Origin of the sequence: Carboxylicivirga caseinilyticus, from assembly GCF_050589785.1 — a bacterium.
Taxonomy (GTDB): Bacteria; Bacteroidota; Bacteroidia; order Bacteroidales; family Marinilabiliaceae; genus Carboxylicivirga; species Carboxylicivirga caseinilyticus.
In genome coordinates, this window is record NZ_JBNGOX010000044.1 from 1 (window position 1) to 17,634 (window position 17,634).

17 protein-coding genes are annotated in these 17,634 nt (G+C 38.2%); 8 read left to right on the plus strand and 9 right to left on the minus strand.

Translation table 11 applies throughout. From position 1 onward, the window contains the following. Nucleotides 1-358: 358 nt before the first annotated feature. From ACRD62_RS18275 to ACRD62_RS18290, 4 genes are all read right to left on the minus strand, one after another. Nucleotides 359-1,057, minus strand: a complete 699-nt coding sequence (locus ACRD62_RS18275) for a YjjG family noncanonical pyrimidine nucleotidase (RefSeq protein ID WP_430821554.1) — start codon at nucleotides 1,055-1,057, stop codon at nucleotides 359-361. A 171-nt stretch (nucleotides 1,058-1,228) separates the two neighbouring features. Next, a complete protein-coding gene (locus ACRD62_RS18280; protein ID WP_321405382.1) occupies nucleotides 1,229-2,092 on the minus strand; it encodes a Cbp1 family collagen-binding glycoprotein adhesin in 864 nt (287 codons plus the stop codon). Nucleotides 2,093-2,114: 22 nt separating this feature from the next. Then, on the minus strand, nucleotides 2,115-2,792 hold the full coding sequence (rsmI, locus tag ACRD62_RS18285; protein ID WP_321405381.1) for a 16S rRNA (cytidine(1402)-2'-O)-methyltransferase: 678 nt from the start codon (nucleotides 2,790-2,792) through the stop codon (nucleotides 2,115-2,117). A 6-nt stretch (nucleotides 2,793-2,798) separates the two neighbouring features. Beyond that, nucleotides 2,799-3,608: a DUF8457 domain-containing protein gene (locus tag ACRD62_RS18290; protein WP_430821555.1), complete on the minus strand. Its 810-nt coding sequence runs from the start codon at nucleotides 3,606-3,608 to the stop codon at nucleotides 2,799-2,801. A gap of 71 nt (nucleotides 3,609-3,679) precedes the next feature. Here ACRD62_RS18290 and ACRD62_RS18295 point away from each other — a divergent pair, with 71 nt between their 5' ends. Both ACRD62_RS18295 and ACRD62_RS18300 read left to right on the plus strand, forming a co-directional pair. Next, nucleotides 3,680-4,252: a thymidine kinase gene (locus ACRD62_RS18295; protein ID WP_430821556.1), complete on the plus strand. Its 573-nt coding sequence runs from the start codon at nucleotides 3,680-3,682 to the stop codon at nucleotides 4,250-4,252. A 1-nt stretch (nucleotide 4,253) separates the two neighbouring features. Next, nucleotides 4,254-6,701 carry a bifunctional UDP-N-acetylmuramoyl-tripeptide:D-alanyl-D-alanine ligase/alanine racemase gene (locus tag ACRD62_RS18300; RefSeq protein ID WP_430821557.1) on the plus strand — a complete coding sequence of 816 codons (2,448 nt, stop codon included), beginning with the start codon at nucleotides 4,254-4,256 and terminating at the stop codon, nucleotides 6,699-6,701. Between the two features lie 11 nt (nucleotides 6,702-6,712). Here the strand turns inward: ACRD62_RS18300 and ACRD62_RS18305 are convergent, their stop codons facing one another. The 3 genes from ACRD62_RS18305 to ACRD62_RS18315 all read right to left on the minus strand — a co-directional run bounded on the left by ACRD62_RS18305 (nucleotide 6,713) and on the right by ACRD62_RS18315 (nucleotide 9,810). Then, nucleotides 6,713-7,420 (minus strand): Crp/Fnr family transcriptional regulator, encoded by a 708-nt coding sequence (locus ACRD62_RS18305; protein ID WP_321405377.1) that lies wholly within the window; start codon nucleotides 7,418-7,420, stop codon nucleotides 6,713-6,715. 98 nt (nucleotides 7,421-7,518) lie between these two features. Then, on the minus strand, nucleotides 7,519-9,168 hold the full coding sequence (locus tag ACRD62_RS18310) for an NAD+ synthase (protein ID WP_430821558.1): 1,650 nt from the start codon (nucleotides 9,166-9,168) through the stop codon (nucleotides 7,519-7,521). Between the two features lie 24 nt (nucleotides 9,169-9,192). After that, nucleotides 9,193-9,810, minus strand: a complete 618-nt coding sequence (locus ACRD62_RS18315; protein WP_430821559.1) for a porin family protein — start codon at nucleotides 9,808-9,810, stop codon at nucleotides 9,193-9,195. 69 nt (nucleotides 9,811-9,879) lie between these two features. On the opposite strand from ACRD62_RS18315, the gene gldB reads away from it, so the two are divergent. From gldB to ACRD62_RS18330, 3 genes are read left to right on the plus strand one after another with little or no spacing between them, the layout of a single operon-like run. Then, nucleotides 9,880-10,893, plus strand: a complete 1,014-nt coding sequence (gldB, locus tag ACRD62_RS18320) for a gliding motility lipoprotein GldB (RefSeq protein ID WP_430821560.1) — start codon at nucleotides 9,880-9,882, stop codon at nucleotides 10,891-10,893. Between the two features lie 10 nt (nucleotides 10,894-10,903). Further along, nucleotides 10,904-11,698: a nitrilase-related carbon-nitrogen hydrolase gene (locus ACRD62_RS18325; RefSeq protein ID WP_430821561.1), complete on the plus strand. Its 795-nt coding sequence runs from the start codon at nucleotides 10,904-10,906 to the stop codon at nucleotides 11,696-11,698. Further along, nucleotides 11,698-12,237 (plus strand): 5-formyltetrahydrofolate cyclo-ligase, encoded by a 540-nt coding sequence (locus ACRD62_RS18330; protein ID WP_430821562.1) that lies wholly within the window; start codon nucleotides 11,698-11,700, stop codon nucleotides 12,235-12,237. The genes ACRD62_RS18325 and ACRD62_RS18330 overlap by 1 nt, the downstream gene beginning before the upstream one ends. Before the next feature lie 37 nt (nucleotides 12,238-12,274). Here the strand turns inward: ACRD62_RS18330 and fdxA are convergent, their stop codons facing one another. Continuing rightward, entirely contained in the window at nucleotides 12,275-12,442 is a 168-nt protein-coding gene (fdxA, locus tag ACRD62_RS18335) for a 4Fe-4S ferredoxin (RefSeq protein WP_321405371.1), read from the minus strand. 180 nt (nucleotides 12,443-12,622) lie between these two features. Beyond that, complete coding sequence (locus ACRD62_RS18340; RefSeq protein WP_430821563.1) at nucleotides 12,623-13,804, minus strand: M20 metallopeptidase family protein; 1,182 nt, start codon at nucleotides 13,802-13,804, stop codon at nucleotides 12,623-12,625. Between the two features lie 288 nt (nucleotides 13,805-14,092). Between ACRD62_RS18340 and ACRD62_RS18345 the strand changes: the two genes are divergently transcribed. From ACRD62_RS18345 to ACRD62_RS18355, 3 genes are all read left to right on the plus strand, one after another. After that, nucleotides 14,093-15,178 carry a DUF1573 domain-containing protein gene (locus ACRD62_RS18345; protein WP_430821564.1) on the plus strand — a complete coding sequence of 362 codons (1,086 nt, stop codon included), beginning with the start codon at nucleotides 14,093-14,095 and terminating at the stop codon, nucleotides 15,176-15,178. Nucleotides 15,179-15,252: 74 nt separating this feature from the next. Further along, nucleotides 15,253-16,371, plus strand: a complete 1,119-nt coding sequence (gene meaB / locus ACRD62_RS18350) for a methylmalonyl Co-A mutase-associated GTPase MeaB (protein WP_430821565.1) — start codon at nucleotides 15,253-15,255, stop codon at nucleotides 16,369-16,371. Between the two features lie 32 nt (nucleotides 16,372-16,403). Next, nucleotides 16,404-17,501 (plus strand): redoxin domain-containing protein, encoded by a 1,098-nt coding sequence (locus tag ACRD62_RS18355; protein WP_430821566.1) that lies wholly within the window; start codon nucleotides 16,404-16,406, stop codon nucleotides 17,499-17,501. The last annotated feature ends 133 nt before the right edge of the window (nucleotides 17,502-17,634 follow it).

The following is a 17,634-nucleotide window of genomic DNA, read 5'->3' on the forward strand; positions in this document are numbered from 1 at the left end:
CCTCCCTTTTAGGGGAGGTTTGGTGGGGTATAATGAAAGTAAAGTTACAATTTGAAAGATTCCTTATTTGCAGAATCACTTTTTGGACACCCTCCAAGGCTGCACCAGTCTCACTAAAAAAACTACGGTCAATTGACTAAAATCGTTTAAACTCGTTGGCTTCGCTCAACTCAAACAAAAAACGATTTTTAATCGTCATTTCAACCTTGTTTTTTTGCTCGCCAACTGAGGCCTTTTATAAACAGTTGCTTTCTTTCTTCATCAAATATTATTTAGGACGCTATTGTTGGAAAGTTTACTATCAATAACGGCTTGACAGGATCTGGGGTTTACAATAGAGAAATGATAAAGTGAGATGCTATAGAAGTAAGGGCAACAACTGATCCAGATCGCTAATTTCGTGTGTAATCTTTTTATCGTGTTGCAGCTGTTTGCTGTTGAAAAATACCTGATCGATACCGGCATTGATAGCTCCTTCAATATCAGCTTCGAGACTGTCGCCAATAACCAGTGCTTCTTTTTTACTGATGTTGCAGCTTTTAATAAAGTAATCGAAAAAATAGGGATTGGGCTTTTGCACGCCAATCAACTCAGAGATAAAGATATTTTTGAAGAAAGGAGCGAGGCCACTGTTTTTCAGTTTTTTACTCTGCACTTCCCGAAAACCATTGGTGATGATATGCATCTCGTAATGAGGCTGCAGTTTTTCGAGTACCTCAAGGGTGTTTGGGAAAAGCCTTGTCTTTGTGGGGCTGATGGTTAGGTATTGCTCGGCAAACTTACGCGCAATGTCAATATCATCGAAACCTACTTCGGAAAAAGGAAGATAGAACCGTTGTGTGTTCAGCGTTTTTTTATCCACCTTGCCTTTACGGTACTGGCTCCACAAATAAAGGTTATGGTATTCGTATCGGTTATGAAAATCATCAAAATCGTCGAAATATTCCTTTAGCTCAAAGGTGTCGAATAACTCAAGCAAGGTTTCTTCAGAGTTGGCTTCAAAATCCCAAAGCGTATGATCTAAATCGAAAAAAAGATGTTTGTATTTTCTTTCCATAACAGTGTTTCTGGTTACAAAGATAGTGCAGAATAAGCAATAAAAAAGCGATCCCCGTTTGAGATCGCCTTTTCGTTATTTATCTAATTTCTATTGTTTTCGGTTTGATTCGGATTGTCACGTGATTTTCATCCAATGACATTGCTAGGCAAACGTCTGACTAATGCTTAATTAATTTACCTGTATCACCAAATAACGTGATCTGCTCCAGAAAGCTTCTTTGTCGGCAATCTTAAGAACCATGCTTCCTTCAGCTCCTTCTTCCAAAACATACGACGACTCAGGATGAACGGTTAAAATCTTAGCTTTTGGACGGAACAAAGGAATAGAATCGATTTCGCGGTAATCGATGGTTGTAAAATACTCCTCATCGTATCCTTCGCCGGTAACTTTTTTCTTGCTGAAAAGGCCATCGCTTTCGATGATCTTCTGATCCATTAATTCATTTTTAGTGCCAAAAACATAATGCGCTTTGTAAAGCTGTTCTGTAGCTTGGGCCAGTTGTTGTTGTGTAGCTGTTCTCACACTTTCGAGCGAATCAACAACACTTTGCAAGCCATCGATTGTGAAGTTTAATTCGGTAATCTCAAGGCTTTGACTTTCTAACTGTTGCTTCAGCTTGATAATTTCAAGCGTTTTATCTTTTAACTGCTGATTCAGACGATTCACCAGTTTGTTCAGATTGGCATTGTTGGTGCCCGATTGTTTCAGGTCTTTTTCAAGCTTTGATATTTGCTCTTTGTTCTGCAACATTAAATCGTAAATCAACTGAATGTCACTGTTGATTCTGTCTTCCAGTGCTTTGCCCGAAGCTTCACCACTGGAAACATTCATGCTGATGATATTTTCTTTTTCCTTTATCTGTTGCAGGTTGTCGTCGATGGCTATCATCGCTGTTACCAGACTATTCATCTGGCGGTCTTTCTCTGCAACCTCCATCATCAAAGAGTCTTTTTGTTGCTTGACTTCTTTTGTTTCGCTTAAGTTACAGGCAGTAGCCAGCACTATCAAAGCAATAGGAATAAGTCTTTTCATACGTAGAATATTAAATGGGTGTTTATTTTTGTGCGTTTCCTTCTACTACAATCACTATTTCTCCTTTAACGGTTTTTGATGAGAAATATTGTACAAGTTCATCAAGACTTCCTTGCTTATTTTCTTCATGTAACTTGCTTAATTCTCTTGAAACAGATGCTCTTCGGTCGCCTCCAAAATGCTCGGCAAACTGAGTAAGCGTTTTTACCAAGCGATAAGGTGATTCGTAAAAAATCATGGTACGGCTTTCTTCCATCAAAGAATCCAATCGTGTTTTACGCCCTTTTTTCTGAGGCAAAAAACCTTCGAAACAAAAACGATCGTTGGGTAATCCTGAATTAACAATGGCAGGAACCAATGCTGTTGCACCGGGTAAACATTCCACTTCCACACCTTCATCAAGACATTTGCGAACCACCAGGTAACCCGGGTCGGAGATGGCAGGTGTTCCGGCATCAGAAACCAGGGCTGCATTTTCGCCGGCCATCAGTCGGTTTACCACATTTTCAACCGTGGCATGTTCGTTAAATTTATGATGCGACATCATTCGTGTTGATACTTCGAGGTGTTTCAGCAGAAAGCCTGTGGTTCGGGTATCTTCAGCCAGAATAAAATCAACCTCTTTCAGCACTCTGATGGCGCGAAGTGTTATGTCCTCAAGGTTGCCGATGGGAGTCGGTACTACAAATAATTTACCCATATCAGCTTATATAAATCGTCGTTGAATGTTTTTAATAAAGGATTGACTTACTTCATTGTCTTCTTCCCATTTGAAGTTTGACTGCAGAAATTGTCGTGCCGATTCAAATGAGTCCATTTGGTTTAGCTGATCAAGTGTCTGGTTCAGTAATTCCATACTGCCTCCAAATAATTCGCGCTGATAATAAAAACGGTCGTTGATACCAATGGCTTTTCGCACATCATCAACGGGCTTTCCAATCTGGGTAAAGTGGCTGCCTTCTTTTTTTACAGCAATCTGCTCGTTTACCGATTTCACTTCGGTATGAATTTGCTCACCTAACACCGTATTTTTCTTTTCCACTGTTTTTTCAACAGTTTCTTTAGGAGGTTCTTCGGTAATCACTTTCGTTTCAGCAACCACCCTGGTAGCTTCTTCAGTCTTAACCTCAATAACAGGTTCGGGTTTTACCTCTGCAACCGGTTCATTTTTTACTTCTGTTTTAACCTCTTCAACAGGTTGTGTTTCCTGAGGCTTTTCGCTGGCTTCACCACTGGCAAATTTTTTCGAAGATTCAGCAATTTCTTCTGCATCTTCAGCCGGAGTTGAGGTTCTCGCCGCTGAAGTCATGGATGATTCTGTATTTTCTTTTACCGGGGCTGGCTCGTTCTGAACGGCTTCGAGCAAATTGAGTTCCTCGCTTATATTATTCAACTTGGTTTTTGCCAGGTTGATAAAAGCTGAGTTAATAAGCGGTTTACCTTTAAATGTTGATACCAATGTTCGCATCTCATTAAGGTCGTTCAAAATTATGTCGATAAGTGCTTCTCTTTCCATAGTGAAAAACGTGGCTTTTTACTTACTTTTGCAAAGGTAGTGATTGCAATTTAAAAAACTTCGTACACTAAATGTTTCTTGAAAATAAGGCAAATAGAGACTCTCAAAGAGGTTGGATTGAGGTAATTGTGGGTTCAATGTTTTCGGGCAAAACCGAAGAATTATTAAGAAGATTAAAGAGAGCAGAGATAGCAAGACAAAAAGTTGAGATTTTTAAACCGATGGTGGATGTGCGTTACAGCGATACAGAAGTCGTTTCGCACGATTCCAATGCCATACGTTCTACACCTGTGGAATCATCGGGTAATATATTGCTTTTAAGCAGCAATGTTAATGTGGTTGGTATTGATGAAGCCCAGTTTTTTGATAACGGACTGGTTGATGTGTGTCGAACTTTGGCCAATCAGGGAATCAGGGTGATTGTGGCTGGTTTGGATATGGACTTTAAAGGCAAACCATTTGGTCCGATGCCCGGATTACTCGCTACTGCCGAATATGTAACTAAAGTTCATGCGATTTGCATGCGCTGTGGCGATCTGGCTCATTTTTCTCATCGTCTTTCCGAAAATGACAAACTGGTTCTTTTAGGCGAAAAAGCTGAATATGAACCCTTATGCCGTAAGTGTTATTCTAAATTGAAATAAAATGGCTCATATTACGCTCAAACAATTTGCCGATTATGCCGAAGGAACATTGATCGGTTCTTCTTCTTCAATTATTGAGCGTATTGCCTTCGACAGTCGAAAATTATTATTGACTGAAGGGGCTCTTTTTATAGCTATTAAAGGACTCAATCACGATGGCCATTCATACATTCCGGATCTTTATAAACGAGGTGTCAGGGCTTTTTTGGTTGAGAAGGATTTTGATTTTTCTACTTATAACGAAGCCGGATTTGTTTTAGTGGATGATGCTGTGCAGGCACTTCATAAAGTAGTTGCGCAAATAAGAAAAACTTTCCCGTTCCCCATTGTTGGCATTACCGGAAGTAATGGTAAAACCATTGTGAAGGAGTGGGCCAGCCGTATTTTAGAAAAGCAGTTTAAAGTGGGGCGTTCACCCCGGAGTTATAACAGTCAGCTGGGAGTTCCTTTATCTGTTTTTATGTTAGAGCCCCATTGTGATGTAGCTTTGATTGAGGCAGGTATATCCAAGCCCGGCGAGATGCAGTTACTTCAAAAAATGATTGATCCTCAAATTGGTGTTATTACCAACATCGGACAGGCACATCAGGAGAATTTTCAATCACTCCAACACAAATTACACGAAAAATTAAAGCTTTTTCAAAAGGCTGAGATTTTATTATACAACCTGGATGATCAACTGATAAATGCTGGTATTAAAGAACTGTTGCCAGAGCTGCAGACTTTAACTTACGGCTCTTCCGGACAAGCTGATCTGCATATCATCAGTCAGGAAAATACGTCGAAGGGTAGGAGTATTCAATGCAGTTATCAGGGTAATACTTTTAAGGTTGAGTTGCCTTTTAATGATGATGCATCGGTTGAAAATGTAATGATTTCTGTTTTATTGGCGTTGCATCTGGGCATGCACAAACAGGCTATTACAGATGCTGTTAAAAATTTGCAGCCTGTGGCCATGCGCCTCGAGCAAAAAGAAGGAATAAATAATTGTATCATCATTGACGATGCCTACAACTCTGATTTAACATCGTTGGAGTTGGCCCTCGATTTTCTGGATCAGTTGGGAGCTAAAAAAGGATTAAGCAAGACTCTTATCCTTTCTGATATTTTTCAGAGCGGAATGTCATCAGAAGCCTGGTTTGAGCAAATTCAGCGCCTGATGAAACTGAAAAATATAGAGCGTTTCATTGGTATTGGTCCTGAATTATACAAAGCCACTAACGGAAAAAATGCTTATCGTTCGACAGAGGATTTTTTAAGTCACGTTCATATTAATAGTTTCAAGGATGAAGCCATTTTGTTAAAGGGTTCGCGATCTTTTTCATTTGAACATATCTCATCCTTTCTGGAGCAACGACGCCATAAAACCATTCTTGAGGTGGATTTAAATGCTTTGATGCATAATGTGCAAACTTTTCGCTCAGTGCTGAAGCCGGAAACAAAGATGCTTGCAATGGTGAAGGCATTTTCATACGGAAGTGGATCGTTTGAGATTGCTAATGTGCTGCAACGTCAGAAAATAGATTATCTGGGTGTTGCTTTTGCTGATGAAGGAATAGAATTACGTGAGGCCGGAATTAATTTACCTATTATCGTAATGAATCCCGAGGTGAGCAGCTTCCCGTTAATGCTCCAATACGATCTGGAACCGGAGATATATAGTTTTCATCTTCTTGATACTTTTCTTAATGCAGCCGAACGACAAGGGAATCAAAAGGTATTGGTTCATATCAAAATAGATACAGGGATGAATCGTATGGGATTTCTACCTGATGAAATGGATGAACTGATAATTCGTTTAGACCAAGCACCTTTGTTAAAAGTAGCCTCGGTTTTTTCGCATCTGGCAGGAAGTGACGAAGTTTTCCATGATGATTTTACCCGTAAACAGGGAGAAATCTTCAGCCGTTGTTGTGAAAAACTTGCCGATGGCATTGGGTATAGTTTTATCCGTCATATTTTAAATTCGGCAGGAATTGAGCGTTTCCCGGAGTTGCAAATGGAAATGGTTCGTCTGGGTATTGGAATGTATGGAATTTCGGCATCCGGTAAGGATTTAAAAACGGTAGCAACTCTAAAGTCTTATGTGTCGCAGTTAAAACGTGTACCCAAAGGTGCTACCATCGGGTATGGACGACGAGGAGTTGCTTCGGAAGATAAAACCATTGCTGTAGTACCTGTTGGTTATGCCGATGGTCTGAACAGACTATTAAGTAATGGCGTAGGCCAATTGTTTATTAACCAACACAAAGTTCCCTTGATGGGTAATATTTGTATGGATATGTGTATGGTTGATGTTACCGGCTTATCTGTTAAAGAAGGTGATGAAGTGGAGATATTCGGAAACCATATCACCATGGATGAGATGGCAGAGCAACTTGGAACCATTCCATACGAAATACTTACCGGAATCAGTCGAAGGGTAAAACGGGTTTATTATCTTGAGTAAAAAATATAAGATTAACCTAAGCGGGATATTTTTTCAAGGGTATCCTCATCCAGGATCTTAATTACCCGTCCGTTTACAGCCAGAACTTTTTCGTTTACAAAAGTAGTTAAAGTACGAATGGCATTGGATGTGGTCATATTTGAAAAATTCGCCAGATCTTCGCGCGATAAATACACACTCAGGGTTTCACCGTCTTCTTCATAACCATATACTTCTTTTAAAACACAAAGGCTTTCAGCAAGACGACCACGGATATGTTTCTGGGTAAGGGTAACCGTTCTGTATCGGGCAAATCCCAGCTCCTTGGCCATCGACTTCATAAAAGCCATTGATAAGGCAGGATTTGTCTGCATCAATTTATAAATAACGTTACGGGGAACATGAAAAATGATGCATGGTTCGATCACCTCAGCCGCTGCAATGTGTAAGTCTTCTGCAAAAAGGGCACGGTATCCAATGAAATCAGGGGCACTGGCCATCCTTACAATTTGTTCTCTACGACCAACACCTTCCTTAAAAATTTTTACTTTACCTGAACCCAGACAAAGCAAGCCGGTTGGTTTATCACTCTCTCGATAGATAATATCGTTCTTCTTATAGTATAAGGTTGAATGATTCGCAAGAAGATATTCTTTCTCTTCCTCACTAAGGATATTATAGAGTTTGGTAATGTCCTTGATGGTTGGATCTAATCCCTCCGATTTCTTCTTTACCGGCATATTTATGTTGTAAAACAATGTTGTATAACACAAAATTAATAAAAATGTATAGGAGTACCATATTTCTTTTAAAAATTGATACTCAAGGTATACAATTATTAGTATTTGGCTACTAAAGGCATTCTGCGACCCATGCCAAAAGCCTTACCCGAAACCCTTAATGTTGGGGCTGTTTGAAAGCGTTTGTATTCATTCATATTAACCAATCGAACTGCTTTTTTTACTGTCGCCTCATCAAAGCCATCATTGATAATGTCGGCCGGTGATTCATGCTTTTCTATGTATTTGAAAAGTATGGCATCCAGCACATCATAATCAGGCAATGAGTCAGAGTCTTTTTGATCGGGTCGTAACTCAGCTGAAGGTGGTTTAATGATTGTGTTCTCCGGTATAATTTCTCTATCCCGGTTGATGTAACGGGCCAGTTTGAAAACATCGGTTTTATATACATCACCCAATACTGAAAGTCCACCATTCATGTCACCATACAAAGTTCCATAACCAACGGCAGCTTCACTCTTATTGGAAGTGTTTAACAAGATGTGACCAAATTTATTCGAAAGAGCCATCAATAAGGTTCCGCGAATACGGGCCTGCATATTTTCTTCTGTTACATCTTCTTCTTTGCCTTCGAATAAAGGCCCCATAATGAAGTTGTACGTGTCAAATATTTCTTTGATTGGAACGATGTTGTATTCAATATCAAGATTATTGGCCAGATCAACAGCATCTTTAATACTGTGTTGCGAAGAATACTGAGATGGTAATAATAATACTCTGATGTTTTCTTTACCTAAAGCTTTTTCAGCCAGGGCAACTGTTACGGCAGAATCAATTCCTCCGGAAAGTCCCAAAGTAGCTTTTGTAAAGCCCATCTTGGCAAAATAATCACGAATACCGCAAACCAGGGCATCGTGTATTAAACCGATGGTTTCTTTTTTCTCTGGTTCAGTACCGGCAGTCTGATCAATCGTATCCATTTCAATAGAAACAACATCTTCGTCAAATGCCTGAGTTGACTGAATTATTTCACCCTTTGAATTAACAGCCATGCTGTTTCCATCAAAGATAAGTTCAGTATTGGCACCTACTTGGTTTACATAGATGAATGGAATCTGATATTTTTTTGCTTTGTTTCGAACTATGTTCTGACGCACATCTACCTGAGTGTATGAGAACGGAGAGGCTGCAATGTTAATGGCAAAATCCGGTCCTTGTTTAATTAACTCATCCATTGGAGAGATGGTATACAGTTTATCTCTTGCAAAAGCATTGGCCACCGGCTGATCTTCCCAAATATCTTCACAGATAGTAAGGGCTACTTTTTTGCCATTTATCTCAACTAATTCAAATTGGTTATTGGGTTGAAAATAGCGATACTCGTCAAATACATCGTAATTTGGTAATAAGGTTTTTCTTACGATTTGCTGAATACTACCATTACTCAATACATAGGCTGCATTGTAAAGGTTTTTACCCAGTGGTTCAGGATTAATTTCAGGAGCTCCAACAATAGCAGTAATACCAACACAACTTTTGGCAATGTTGTCAATTGATTCGTTACATTTCTCGATAAACTCCTTTCGTTCCAGAAAATCGTATGATGGATAACCACATACTGCCAGTTCAGAAAAAACAACCAATCCGGCTCCTTCTTTCTTGGCTTTCTCAATGGTACTGATAATCTTTCCTGAATTGGATTCAAAATTTCCAATATGATAATTCAATTGCGCCAATACAACCTTCATTCCCTTTATCTCTTTATTCTGCTGTTAAAAAATTACTCCAAATTGAAATACAAATCGCTTAAGGTTCGACTTATCAGTGACTCTGAAATCAGTTACATCCAAAAATCCGCCGTAATAAATCAATCCAACGGTTAAGAAGGTGTTACCGCCCAATGAGTACTCCATGCCACCTCCTAATTGGTAACCCATGTCAAAAAAGTTTACGTTACTGCTTATGTTGTTTCCATCAATATCGGAGGCCTTGATATTGAATTGCGAATATAATCCAAACTGCCCAAAATAACGTGAACGATGAAATTCGTTGGTTAATAATTTAAGGCTTAGTGGTACTTCGATGTATTTTAAGCGATAAGTTGCATTAAGTTTCTCAAGCTCACTTGTGGCATCATAGGATAATTTACCACCTCCTGTATTGATGGTTAATCCTGTTGAAAATGCATAATTGGTATCGAAGAAACGATCCACTAATACTCCAAAATTATATCCGAATAAACTTCCATTAGAGTTAACTGAATTTGCATCTGAAGACATCCATGAGATTTGAGGACTCAACAAAAATCCAAGTCGTGTTTTTTTCTCTGTTTGGGCGTTGGTTAAGATACAGATGAGCAAACCTGCCATTATTAAAAGCTTTCTTTGCATCGAGTAATGTTTTAATGGTTGAAAACTCTACAAACTTACTTATTTTTATGGCAAATTAAAGAATACACCATGCAAGCTTTTATCAAAAAATATTGGGTTTATACGGTTCTGATTTTAGTTTTATCGTCATGTGGAGGAGGAATAAAGGCTCCGGATGTAAGCGATATTCATGTTGAAATGGAGTCGCATCTGTTTTTTAAAGATTTATTTGAGAATGGCAGCGAAGATATTGAAAAGAAGACTAAAAATCTGAAAGAGAAGTATGGAACTTATTTTTATGCCTATTGTCAAAAAGTCATTCGAATAGGAAATCCCGATCAACCTGAGTTTCCTGAGAATCTTAAAGCATTTTTAGATTATGATGCTAACAGGGACGTTTTTGAGAAGTGTAAAGAACAATATTCAGAGGTTGATGATATAGTTGAAGATGCCGAGCAGGCATTCAAATATTATAAGTACTATTTCCCAAACATTACAGTACCAGACTTATATTTTCATATATCAGGGTTTAATCAGTTTGTAGCTGTTGATTCCAGCTGGATATCAGTGAGTGTTGAAAAATATCTTGGTGAAGAATGTGAATTTTACGAGTGGTTGGCCGAACCCCAATATATGCGTAAGCGAATGGTACGTGAGAAGATAGTTCCTGATATTATGAAAGCTGTGGTGCTCACTACCTATGCTGGAGGGATGAATAATAATGATGTGATCAGTAGTATGATTGAAGAAGGGAAAGTCTTGTATTTTGTTCATCATATGGTGCCAGGCATTAAAGAAACGTATCTTTTTGATATGTCTAAGGAGGAAGTGAAATGGTGTGAAAAATATGAAGCTGATATCTGGGCCGGTATGGTAGAGCGAAAAGACTTGTTTAATACCGATCGGATGACCATTCAGAAATATACAGGAGACAGTCCGTTTACTTATTATTTTGGACAGGATTCTCCTGGAAGAGCAGCTGTTTACCTTGGCTATCAGATAGTGGAGGCATATATGAAAAATAATCCAGAACTTACGTTGGACGATTTGATAAGGCAAAAGGATGGACATATGATTTTTCAACAATCAAGATATCGTCCATAAAATAGTGAATATGTCGAAGATAGGGATTATTCAGTTTGCACCTAAGTTGGGGAAGGTCAACGAAAATATTCAAACGATTAATGAGCTTATTGCATCTAAACGACGATGTGATTTATATGTGTTGCCTGAGTTGGCTAATTCAGGTTATCGTTTCAAAAACAGAGACGAGGCAGTTCTGTATTCCGAACGAACCACCAATAGTCCTTTTCTAAATGCTTTAGTCGCCATTGCCGTAGCAAAGGAAGCTTATTTGGTTTCGGGCTTTTGTGAACGCTCGGGAGATAAGCTTTATAATTCATCGGTATTGGTTGGACCGGAAGGATTAATTGGTGTATATCGCAAACTACATTTGTTTCTGGATGAGAAGGATATTTTTGAAACGGGTGATTTAGGTTTACCTGTTTTTGACACTCCTTTGGGGAAAATAGGTATGCAAATATGTTTCGACTGGATGTTTCCTGAAACCTGGCGGGTTCTGGCAATGAAAGGAGCTCAGTTGATTGCTCATCCTGCAAATCTGGTTTTATCTTATTGTCAGGGGGTTGTTCAGTCTTATGCGATCATAAATAAGTTTTTTATCGCTACAGCTAATCGTACAGGTAAAGAGCGGGATCTAAAATTTACTGGGCAATCGGTTTTAGTTTCACCAGAAGGAATTGTGTTAAAGAGGGGAGAAGAGGAAGAAAATAAATTAATAAAGCATGAAGTGGATCTTTCGCAGGCTCTTAACAAACATATAACTCCTCGCAACCATGCTTTGAACGATCGTCGTTCTGATGTTTATGGCGATTTAAATCTTAACTGATGTTTGAAAAGAAAGAATTGCGTAAAAAGATTCGCCTGCTTAAAAAAGATTTTTCCAAAGAAGATGCAGCATATCAGGAAGAATTGATTTATAAAAAGCTTATCGATTCAATTGATTTTAAAAACGCAAAGAATATACTTTTCTACTGGTCGATGAACGATGAGGTATCAACTCATGACTTTATATTGTCGTATTATAAAATCAAACATATTTATCTGCCGGTTATTAAAGGTGATGATCTTGAAATAGTGCTTTTCAGTGGGGAAGACTGTCTGGTTCCTGGAGCTAAATATGGTATTCCCGAACCAACTGGAGAGCCATTAAAAGATGAAAGTATAATTGACTTGGTGATAGTACCTGGTGTAGCTTTTGATAATTCAGGGAATCGAATGGGCAGAGGAGCTGGTTATTACGATCGTATTTTAAAACGTGTTCCACAGGCTAAAAGGCTGGCCCTGGCTTTTGATTTTCAGATGGTGACTAAGGTGCCGGTAGAACCTCATGATATTAAGATGGATAAAATAATTCATCCAAAATAAAAAAGCCCCAAACGGGGCTTTTTTATATTTTCTTTACTTACGCTGGATGAATAGCTTCAGTTGGGCAAACATCTGCACAAGTACCACAATCAGTACAAGCTTCTGCATCAATTTTATAGATATCGCCTTCAGCGATAGCATCTACTGGACATTCATCAATACAAGTACCGCAAGCAATACAGTCTTCATTAATTACGTAGGCCATTTTTTTGTTCTTTAATGGTTATTATTACTCAAGCAAAATTATTTGCTTTTTTTAATAATTAAAAGAATTCCTTTGCAAACAACTTAATTTTGAACGGATATAAATAAGGCTTCGAGGTCTTATTTATGGTAATATGCATTAAGTCAGGCTACAATGTGTGCTTGGTAATGGTTGTTGATTTTATTTCGACATGAATTTATATCCCAAATAAGCCATTAAACCAGCTGCAGTTTCCAACGAGTTTTCATTCAAATTGAATTGTGGAGTATGTAAACTGCCAGTTTCTGTATCAACCTGTTCCACTCCAAAGCGATAAAAGGTACATGGATATTTTTGTGAAAAATATCCAAAATCTTCAGCAGTCATTCGAATATCCATGTGTTCTGTTTGTTCCTTGCCCAGATATTCGTTCGAAAATGAAATAGCTTGTTCAGTGATGGCTTCGTTGTTATGTAAAACCGGATAACCATCTTTAATATCGATTTCACAATCAGCACCCATTGATTGAGCTATGCTTGTGGCAATCTCACGTATCTTATCTTTTATCTTAGCACGCCATTCTTCATTCATTGTACGAAGCGTTCCTGCAATTTCAACCGTTTCAGGAATGATATTGGTTGCACCATTGGCAATTACTTTACCAAAAGAGAGTACTGTTGGTATTTGAGCCGGCACAATTCGACTAACTATCTGTTGTAACGAAACAATGATATGAGAAGCGATCAAAACATTATCAGTCAGCGTATGAGGCATGGCTGCATGACCGCCTATTCCTTTTACGGTTATGTATACTTCGTCGCCCGATGCCATGTACATGCCACTTTTAAACCCGACATGTCCTGTTTTCATATTGGGCAATACATGCTGACCAATTATTAATTCTGGCTCATAGTCTTTAAATAGTCCTTCTTCCATCATTAATTTGGCACCTCCGGGGAAAACCTCTTCTGCTGGTTGAAAGATTAGTAATATGGTTCCTTCCCATTCATCTTTTATCTCATTCAAAATCATGGCAGCACCCACAAGTGCAGCTGTATGTGCATCATGACCACAAGCATGCATTACGCCTTCGTTTCGGGATGTAAATTCCAATTGGGTTGATTCATTAATAGGCAAAGCATCCATGTCGGTACGTAAAGCAATGATTCGCTTCTGAGGATTTTTACCTTCAATCCGTCCAAGAATGCCGGTTTTAACAAAACCATCCTGAAAGGGAATGCCTATTTTATTCAGTTGCTCTTTGATGTAGGCAGAGGTTTTATGTTCTGCAAATGATAGTTCCGGATTGGAGTGAAGATGTCTTCTAATAGCTATAATATCATTGATATACTGTTGAGTCAGTTCCTGAATTTTTGCTTTCATGCTTTATACATTGGTGAAAATCGGATGATTTTCATTTTTTGTTAATGTTTTATGAAGACAAATATAAGCAGTAAAACACAATTTAATACCTAAAAGTCGTCAATAGGGGGACATACCCAATAAATAGTGTTTATTTTGTAATGTCATAGAAAATTGTTGTTAGATTTGTGCTCTGTGTTAAAGTTTTCTTAAAATGGCCTGTTTTTTGAACACTTTAATTAATATTACGTAGTAAAGTCTGGACATTAAACTCTAACATTAACTGGTTAGTATAAAATATAATTAACTATGAAGAGGATCTTTTTAATTTTAGCTGTTGCGTTGGCAGGTGTTACTTCTTCAATGGCACAGCATGCAAAAGCAAATCTTAGTTTTAGTGAAACCATTCACGATTTCGGTGATATTCAGGAGTCGGATGGCAAAGTTGAATATGTGTTTAAGTTTAACAATAATGGTGGTCAACCTATGGTTTTGCACAATGTTAAGGCCTCATGTGGTTGTACAACACCAGAATGGACAAAAACACCAATTCCTCCTGGGGGGCATGGGGAAGTAAAAGCTATTTTTGATCCACGAAATCGTCCGGGTAATTTCAATAAAACTATTACCGTTCAGTCAAATGCTGAGAATGGAACCGTAGTTTTACGTATTACCGGTAATGTAATTCCACGTGAAAAGACTGTAGAGGATATTTATCCACGTAATATGGATGTTATCCGTTTGGAGTCATCGCATCTGGCATTTACTAAAATGACACCTGATCAAAAGAAAACGGAACAATTAAAGATTATCAGTACTTCTGATCAACCGTTAAAAATATCATTTGCTAATGTTCCAAAGCATGTAACAATCAAAGCCGTTCCTGAGGTTTTGCAGCCAAAACAAGCAGGTGTAATTACTGCTACATATGATGCAGCTGCCAAAAGTGACTGGGGATTTGTTACAGATAACGTTTTTATCAATTTTAATGATACTAAAGATTATAAAAATCGTCTGACATTAAGTGCTTCAATCGAAGAAGATTTTGATAGCTGGACTCCTGAAAAGTTAGCTAAAGCACCAATTGTTAATTTCGAAGAGAAAACCTGGAATTTTGGCGATATCAATCAGGGAGATAAAGTAACACATAAATTTGTGGTGAAAAACGATGGCAAAAGTGAGCTAATCATTCGTAAAGTTAAAGCTTCATGCGGATGTACTGCCATCAAACCAGAAAAGACTGTTTTAGCTCCTGGAGAAGAAACGACCATCATGGCAGAATTCAACTCAACAGGTAAGAGTGGTCGCCAGAATAAGTCAGTAACTGTAGTTACAAACGATCCAAAGACAACAACTACTTTGTTGCGAATCAGCGGAAACGTTGCGATTCAATAAGTAAGATTTAATGATAATATCGGGAGAGTCAGTTTGGTGCCGGCTCTCCTTTTTGTGTAAAAAACAAAAGTATAATGTCAACATTTGATGATCATCATCATATAGAAAATGATTCGAACTTTAAGGGTTTGAAGGTGAATAAAGGGGTGCAGTCTGCACCTTCTGTTAATCCTGATGCCGCAAAGCGTTTCCTTAAAAAACGAAAGCCTAAGCTAAGTGTCGATGACTATGTGAATGGTATATTGGAAGGGAATGTTACAGTGTTAAGTCAGGCTGTAACAATGGTTGAAAGTTCGAAGCCTGATCATCAGGAGATAGCTCAACAAATTATTGAAAGATGTTTACCTCATGCAGGTAAGAGTATTCGTTTGGGTATAACAGGTGTTCCCGGAGCCGGTAAGAGTACCTTTATTGAGTCGATGGGAATGCACATTATTCGCAATGGGGGTAAATTGGCTGTACTGGCAATTGATCCGTCAAGTGAACGTTCTAAAGGAAGTATCCTGGGGGATAAAACAAGAATGGAGAAATTATCTGGTGAGAAGGATGCCTACATAAGACCTTCTCCTTCAGCAGGATCTCTCGGTGGAGTTGCCCGTAAAACAAGAGAAACCATTATTTTGTGTGAAGCAGCTGGTTTTGATACCATATTCATTGAAACAGTGGGAGTGGGACAATCTGAAACAGCTGTCCATTCAATGGTTGACTTTTTTCTTTTGTTAATGTTGGCAGGAGCCGGTGATGAGTTGCAAGGAATTAAACGGGGCATCATGGAAATGGCCGATGCCATCACCATTAACAAGGCTGATGGATCGAATAAAGAAAGAGCTAATCTGGCACAGGCTGAGTACAGAAGTGCTTTACATTTGTTTCCACCTACAAAATCGGGCTGGACTCCGGAAGTGAAAACCTGTTCGGCACTGTATCATCAAGGTATTCCTGAAATATGGGAAATGGTATTGGAATATATAGAATTGACTAAAAAAAATAATTACTTTGACTTAAACCGCAGATCACAGGCTAAATATTGGATGTACGAAAGCATTAATGAACAACTACGTAATCATTTTTATCATCACGAACTAATAAAAAATAATTTAGATTTGAATGAAAAATTGGTTTTGAACGATGAAAAGAGTTCCTTTATGGCTGCCAAAGATTTGTTGGATACATATTTTAAGAATATTAAATAACTAAAGCCGCGAGGTTATAAAAGAGAGAAGAAATGAAAAATTGGATGTTAGCAATCTTAAGTGTTGCATTGTTGGCTTCTTGTCAACCAAAAAATTATCAGATTACAGGAACGCTTGAGGGTGTTACGGCTGAAAATGTTGTATTAAAAAATATTCGCAAAGGAAGACCTGAATTAATGGATTCAGCAAAAGTTGTGGATGGTACATTTACTTTTAAAGGTGAAGTTGGGGCTCCTGAATTTGCTTTGATTTTTATTGAAGGACAGCAACAGCCAATTCAATTCTTTATTGAGAATGCTAACATTACAATCACAGGTAATGCTGAAGATATTGCTAATGTTGAAATCGCCGGGTCACCTGTCAATGACCTTTGGAAAACATTTAATGATGGAGTTCCTGGAAAAGATCGTATGCAACAATTGCAACAAGAATACATGCAAGCTCAGATGGCTCAGGATCAGGAAAAGAGAGCTGTTCTTGAAGAAGAGGCAAACAGTATCATGGGTGATATGCAAGCTTACTATAAAAAGTTTTTAGAAGACAACACTGGTAACGCATTGGGTGCATTTTTGGCACTTAATATGGGTTCGCAGATGCCTTTAGAAGAACTGAAGCCATTGGTTGAGAAATTAGAAGCTGCTATGCCTGAGCACGTTTATATTGTTGAGCTAAAAGAAATGTTAGATACAATGGAAAAGCGCGAAGCTAGTGTAGCTGCTACAAAAGTAGGCGCTGTTGCTCCTGATTTTACTTTGAAAACTAAAGATGGTGAAGATGTTAGCTTAAGCAGTTTCAAAGGAAAATATGTTTTGGTTGATTTCTGGGCTAGCTGGTGTGGTCCATGTCGTAATGAAAATCCGAATGTGGTGGCTGCTTACAAAAAATTCAATGAAAAAGGATTTGAAGTATTCAGTGTATCTGTTGATGACAGTGAAGAAAAGTGGTTGGAAGCTGTTGACGCTGATGGTCTAATCTGGACACAGGTAAGAGATACAGAGAAAGAAGTTGGTAAATTATATGGCATTCAAAGTATTCCAACAACCTTGTTGTTAGATACTGAAGGTGTAATTATTGCAAAGAACCTAAGAGGTGAAGCATTGGATCAGAAATTAGCTGAATTGTTGAATTAAACAATTCATTTATGATATGAAAAAAGGGAGCAATTAGCTCCCTTTTTTTGTTTTCAGAAAGATTTATCATTTTATTTCAAACCACCCGTGGATAAATTTGTTATGTAACAGGTATCTGTTTGAGTTAATAGAT

Coding starts and splice junctions, on each gene's coding strand:
- gldB (WP_430821560.1), top strand. CDS start 9,880: ATGCAAGCTTTTATCAAAAAATATTGGGTTTATACGGTTCTGATTTTA.
- fdxA (WP_321405371.1), bottom strand. CDS start 12,442: ATGGCCTACGTAATTAATGAAGACTGTATTGCTTGCGGTACTTGTATT.
- ACRD62_RS18305 (WP_321405377.1), bottom strand. CDS start 7,420: ATGCCGGTAAAGAAGAAATCGGAGGGATTAGATCCAACCATCAAGGAC.
- rsmI (WP_321405381.1), bottom strand. CDS start 2,792: ATGGGTAAATTATTTGTAGTACCGACTCCCATCGGCAACCTTGAGGAC.
- ACRD62_RS18290 (WP_430821555.1), bottom strand. CDS start 3,608: ATGGAAAGAGAAGCACTTATCGACATAATTTTGAACGACCTTAATGAG.
- ACRD62_RS18310 (WP_430821558.1), bottom strand. CDS start 9,168: ATGAAGGTTGTATTGGCGCAATTGAATTATCATATTGGAAATTTTGAA.
- ACRD62_RS18315 (WP_430821559.1), bottom strand. CDS start 9,810: ATGCAAAGAAAGCTTTTAATAATGGCAGGTTTGCTCATCTGTATCTTA.
- ACRD62_RS18300 (WP_430821557.1), top strand. CDS start 4,254: ATGGCTCATATTACGCTCAAACAATTTGCCGATTATGCCGAAGGAACA.
- ACRD62_RS18340 (WP_430821563.1), bottom strand. CDS start 13,804: ATGAAAGCAAAAATTCAGGAACTGACTCAACAGTATATCAATGATATT.
- ACRD62_RS18345 (WP_430821564.1), top strand. CDS start 14,093: ATGAAGAGGATCTTTTTAATTTTAGCTGTTGCGTTGGCAGGTGTTACT.
- ACRD62_RS18295 (WP_430821556.1), top strand. CDS start 3,680: ATGTTTCTTGAAAATAAGGCAAATAGAGACTCTCAAAGAGGTTGGATT.
- ACRD62_RS18330 (WP_430821562.1), top strand. CDS start 11,698: ATGTTTGAAAAGAAAGAATTGCGTAAAAAGATTCGCCTGCTTAAAAAA.
- ACRD62_RS18280 (WP_321405382.1), bottom strand. CDS start 2,092: ATGAAAAGACTTATTCCTATTGCTTTGATAGTGCTGGCTACTGCCTGT.
- meaB (WP_430821565.1), top strand. CDS start 15,253: ATGTCAACATTTGATGATCATCATCATATAGAAAATGATTCGAACTTT.
- ACRD62_RS18275 (WP_430821554.1), bottom strand. CDS start 1,057: ATGGAAAGAAAATACAAACATCTTTTTTTCGATTTAGATCATACGCTT.
- ACRD62_RS18325 (WP_430821561.1), top strand. CDS start 10,904: ATGTCGAAGATAGGGATTATTCAGTTTGCACCTAAGTTGGGGAAGGTC.
- ACRD62_RS18355 (WP_430821566.1), top strand. CDS start 16,404: ATGAAAAATTGGATGTTAGCAATCTTAAGTGTTGCATTGTTGGCTTCT.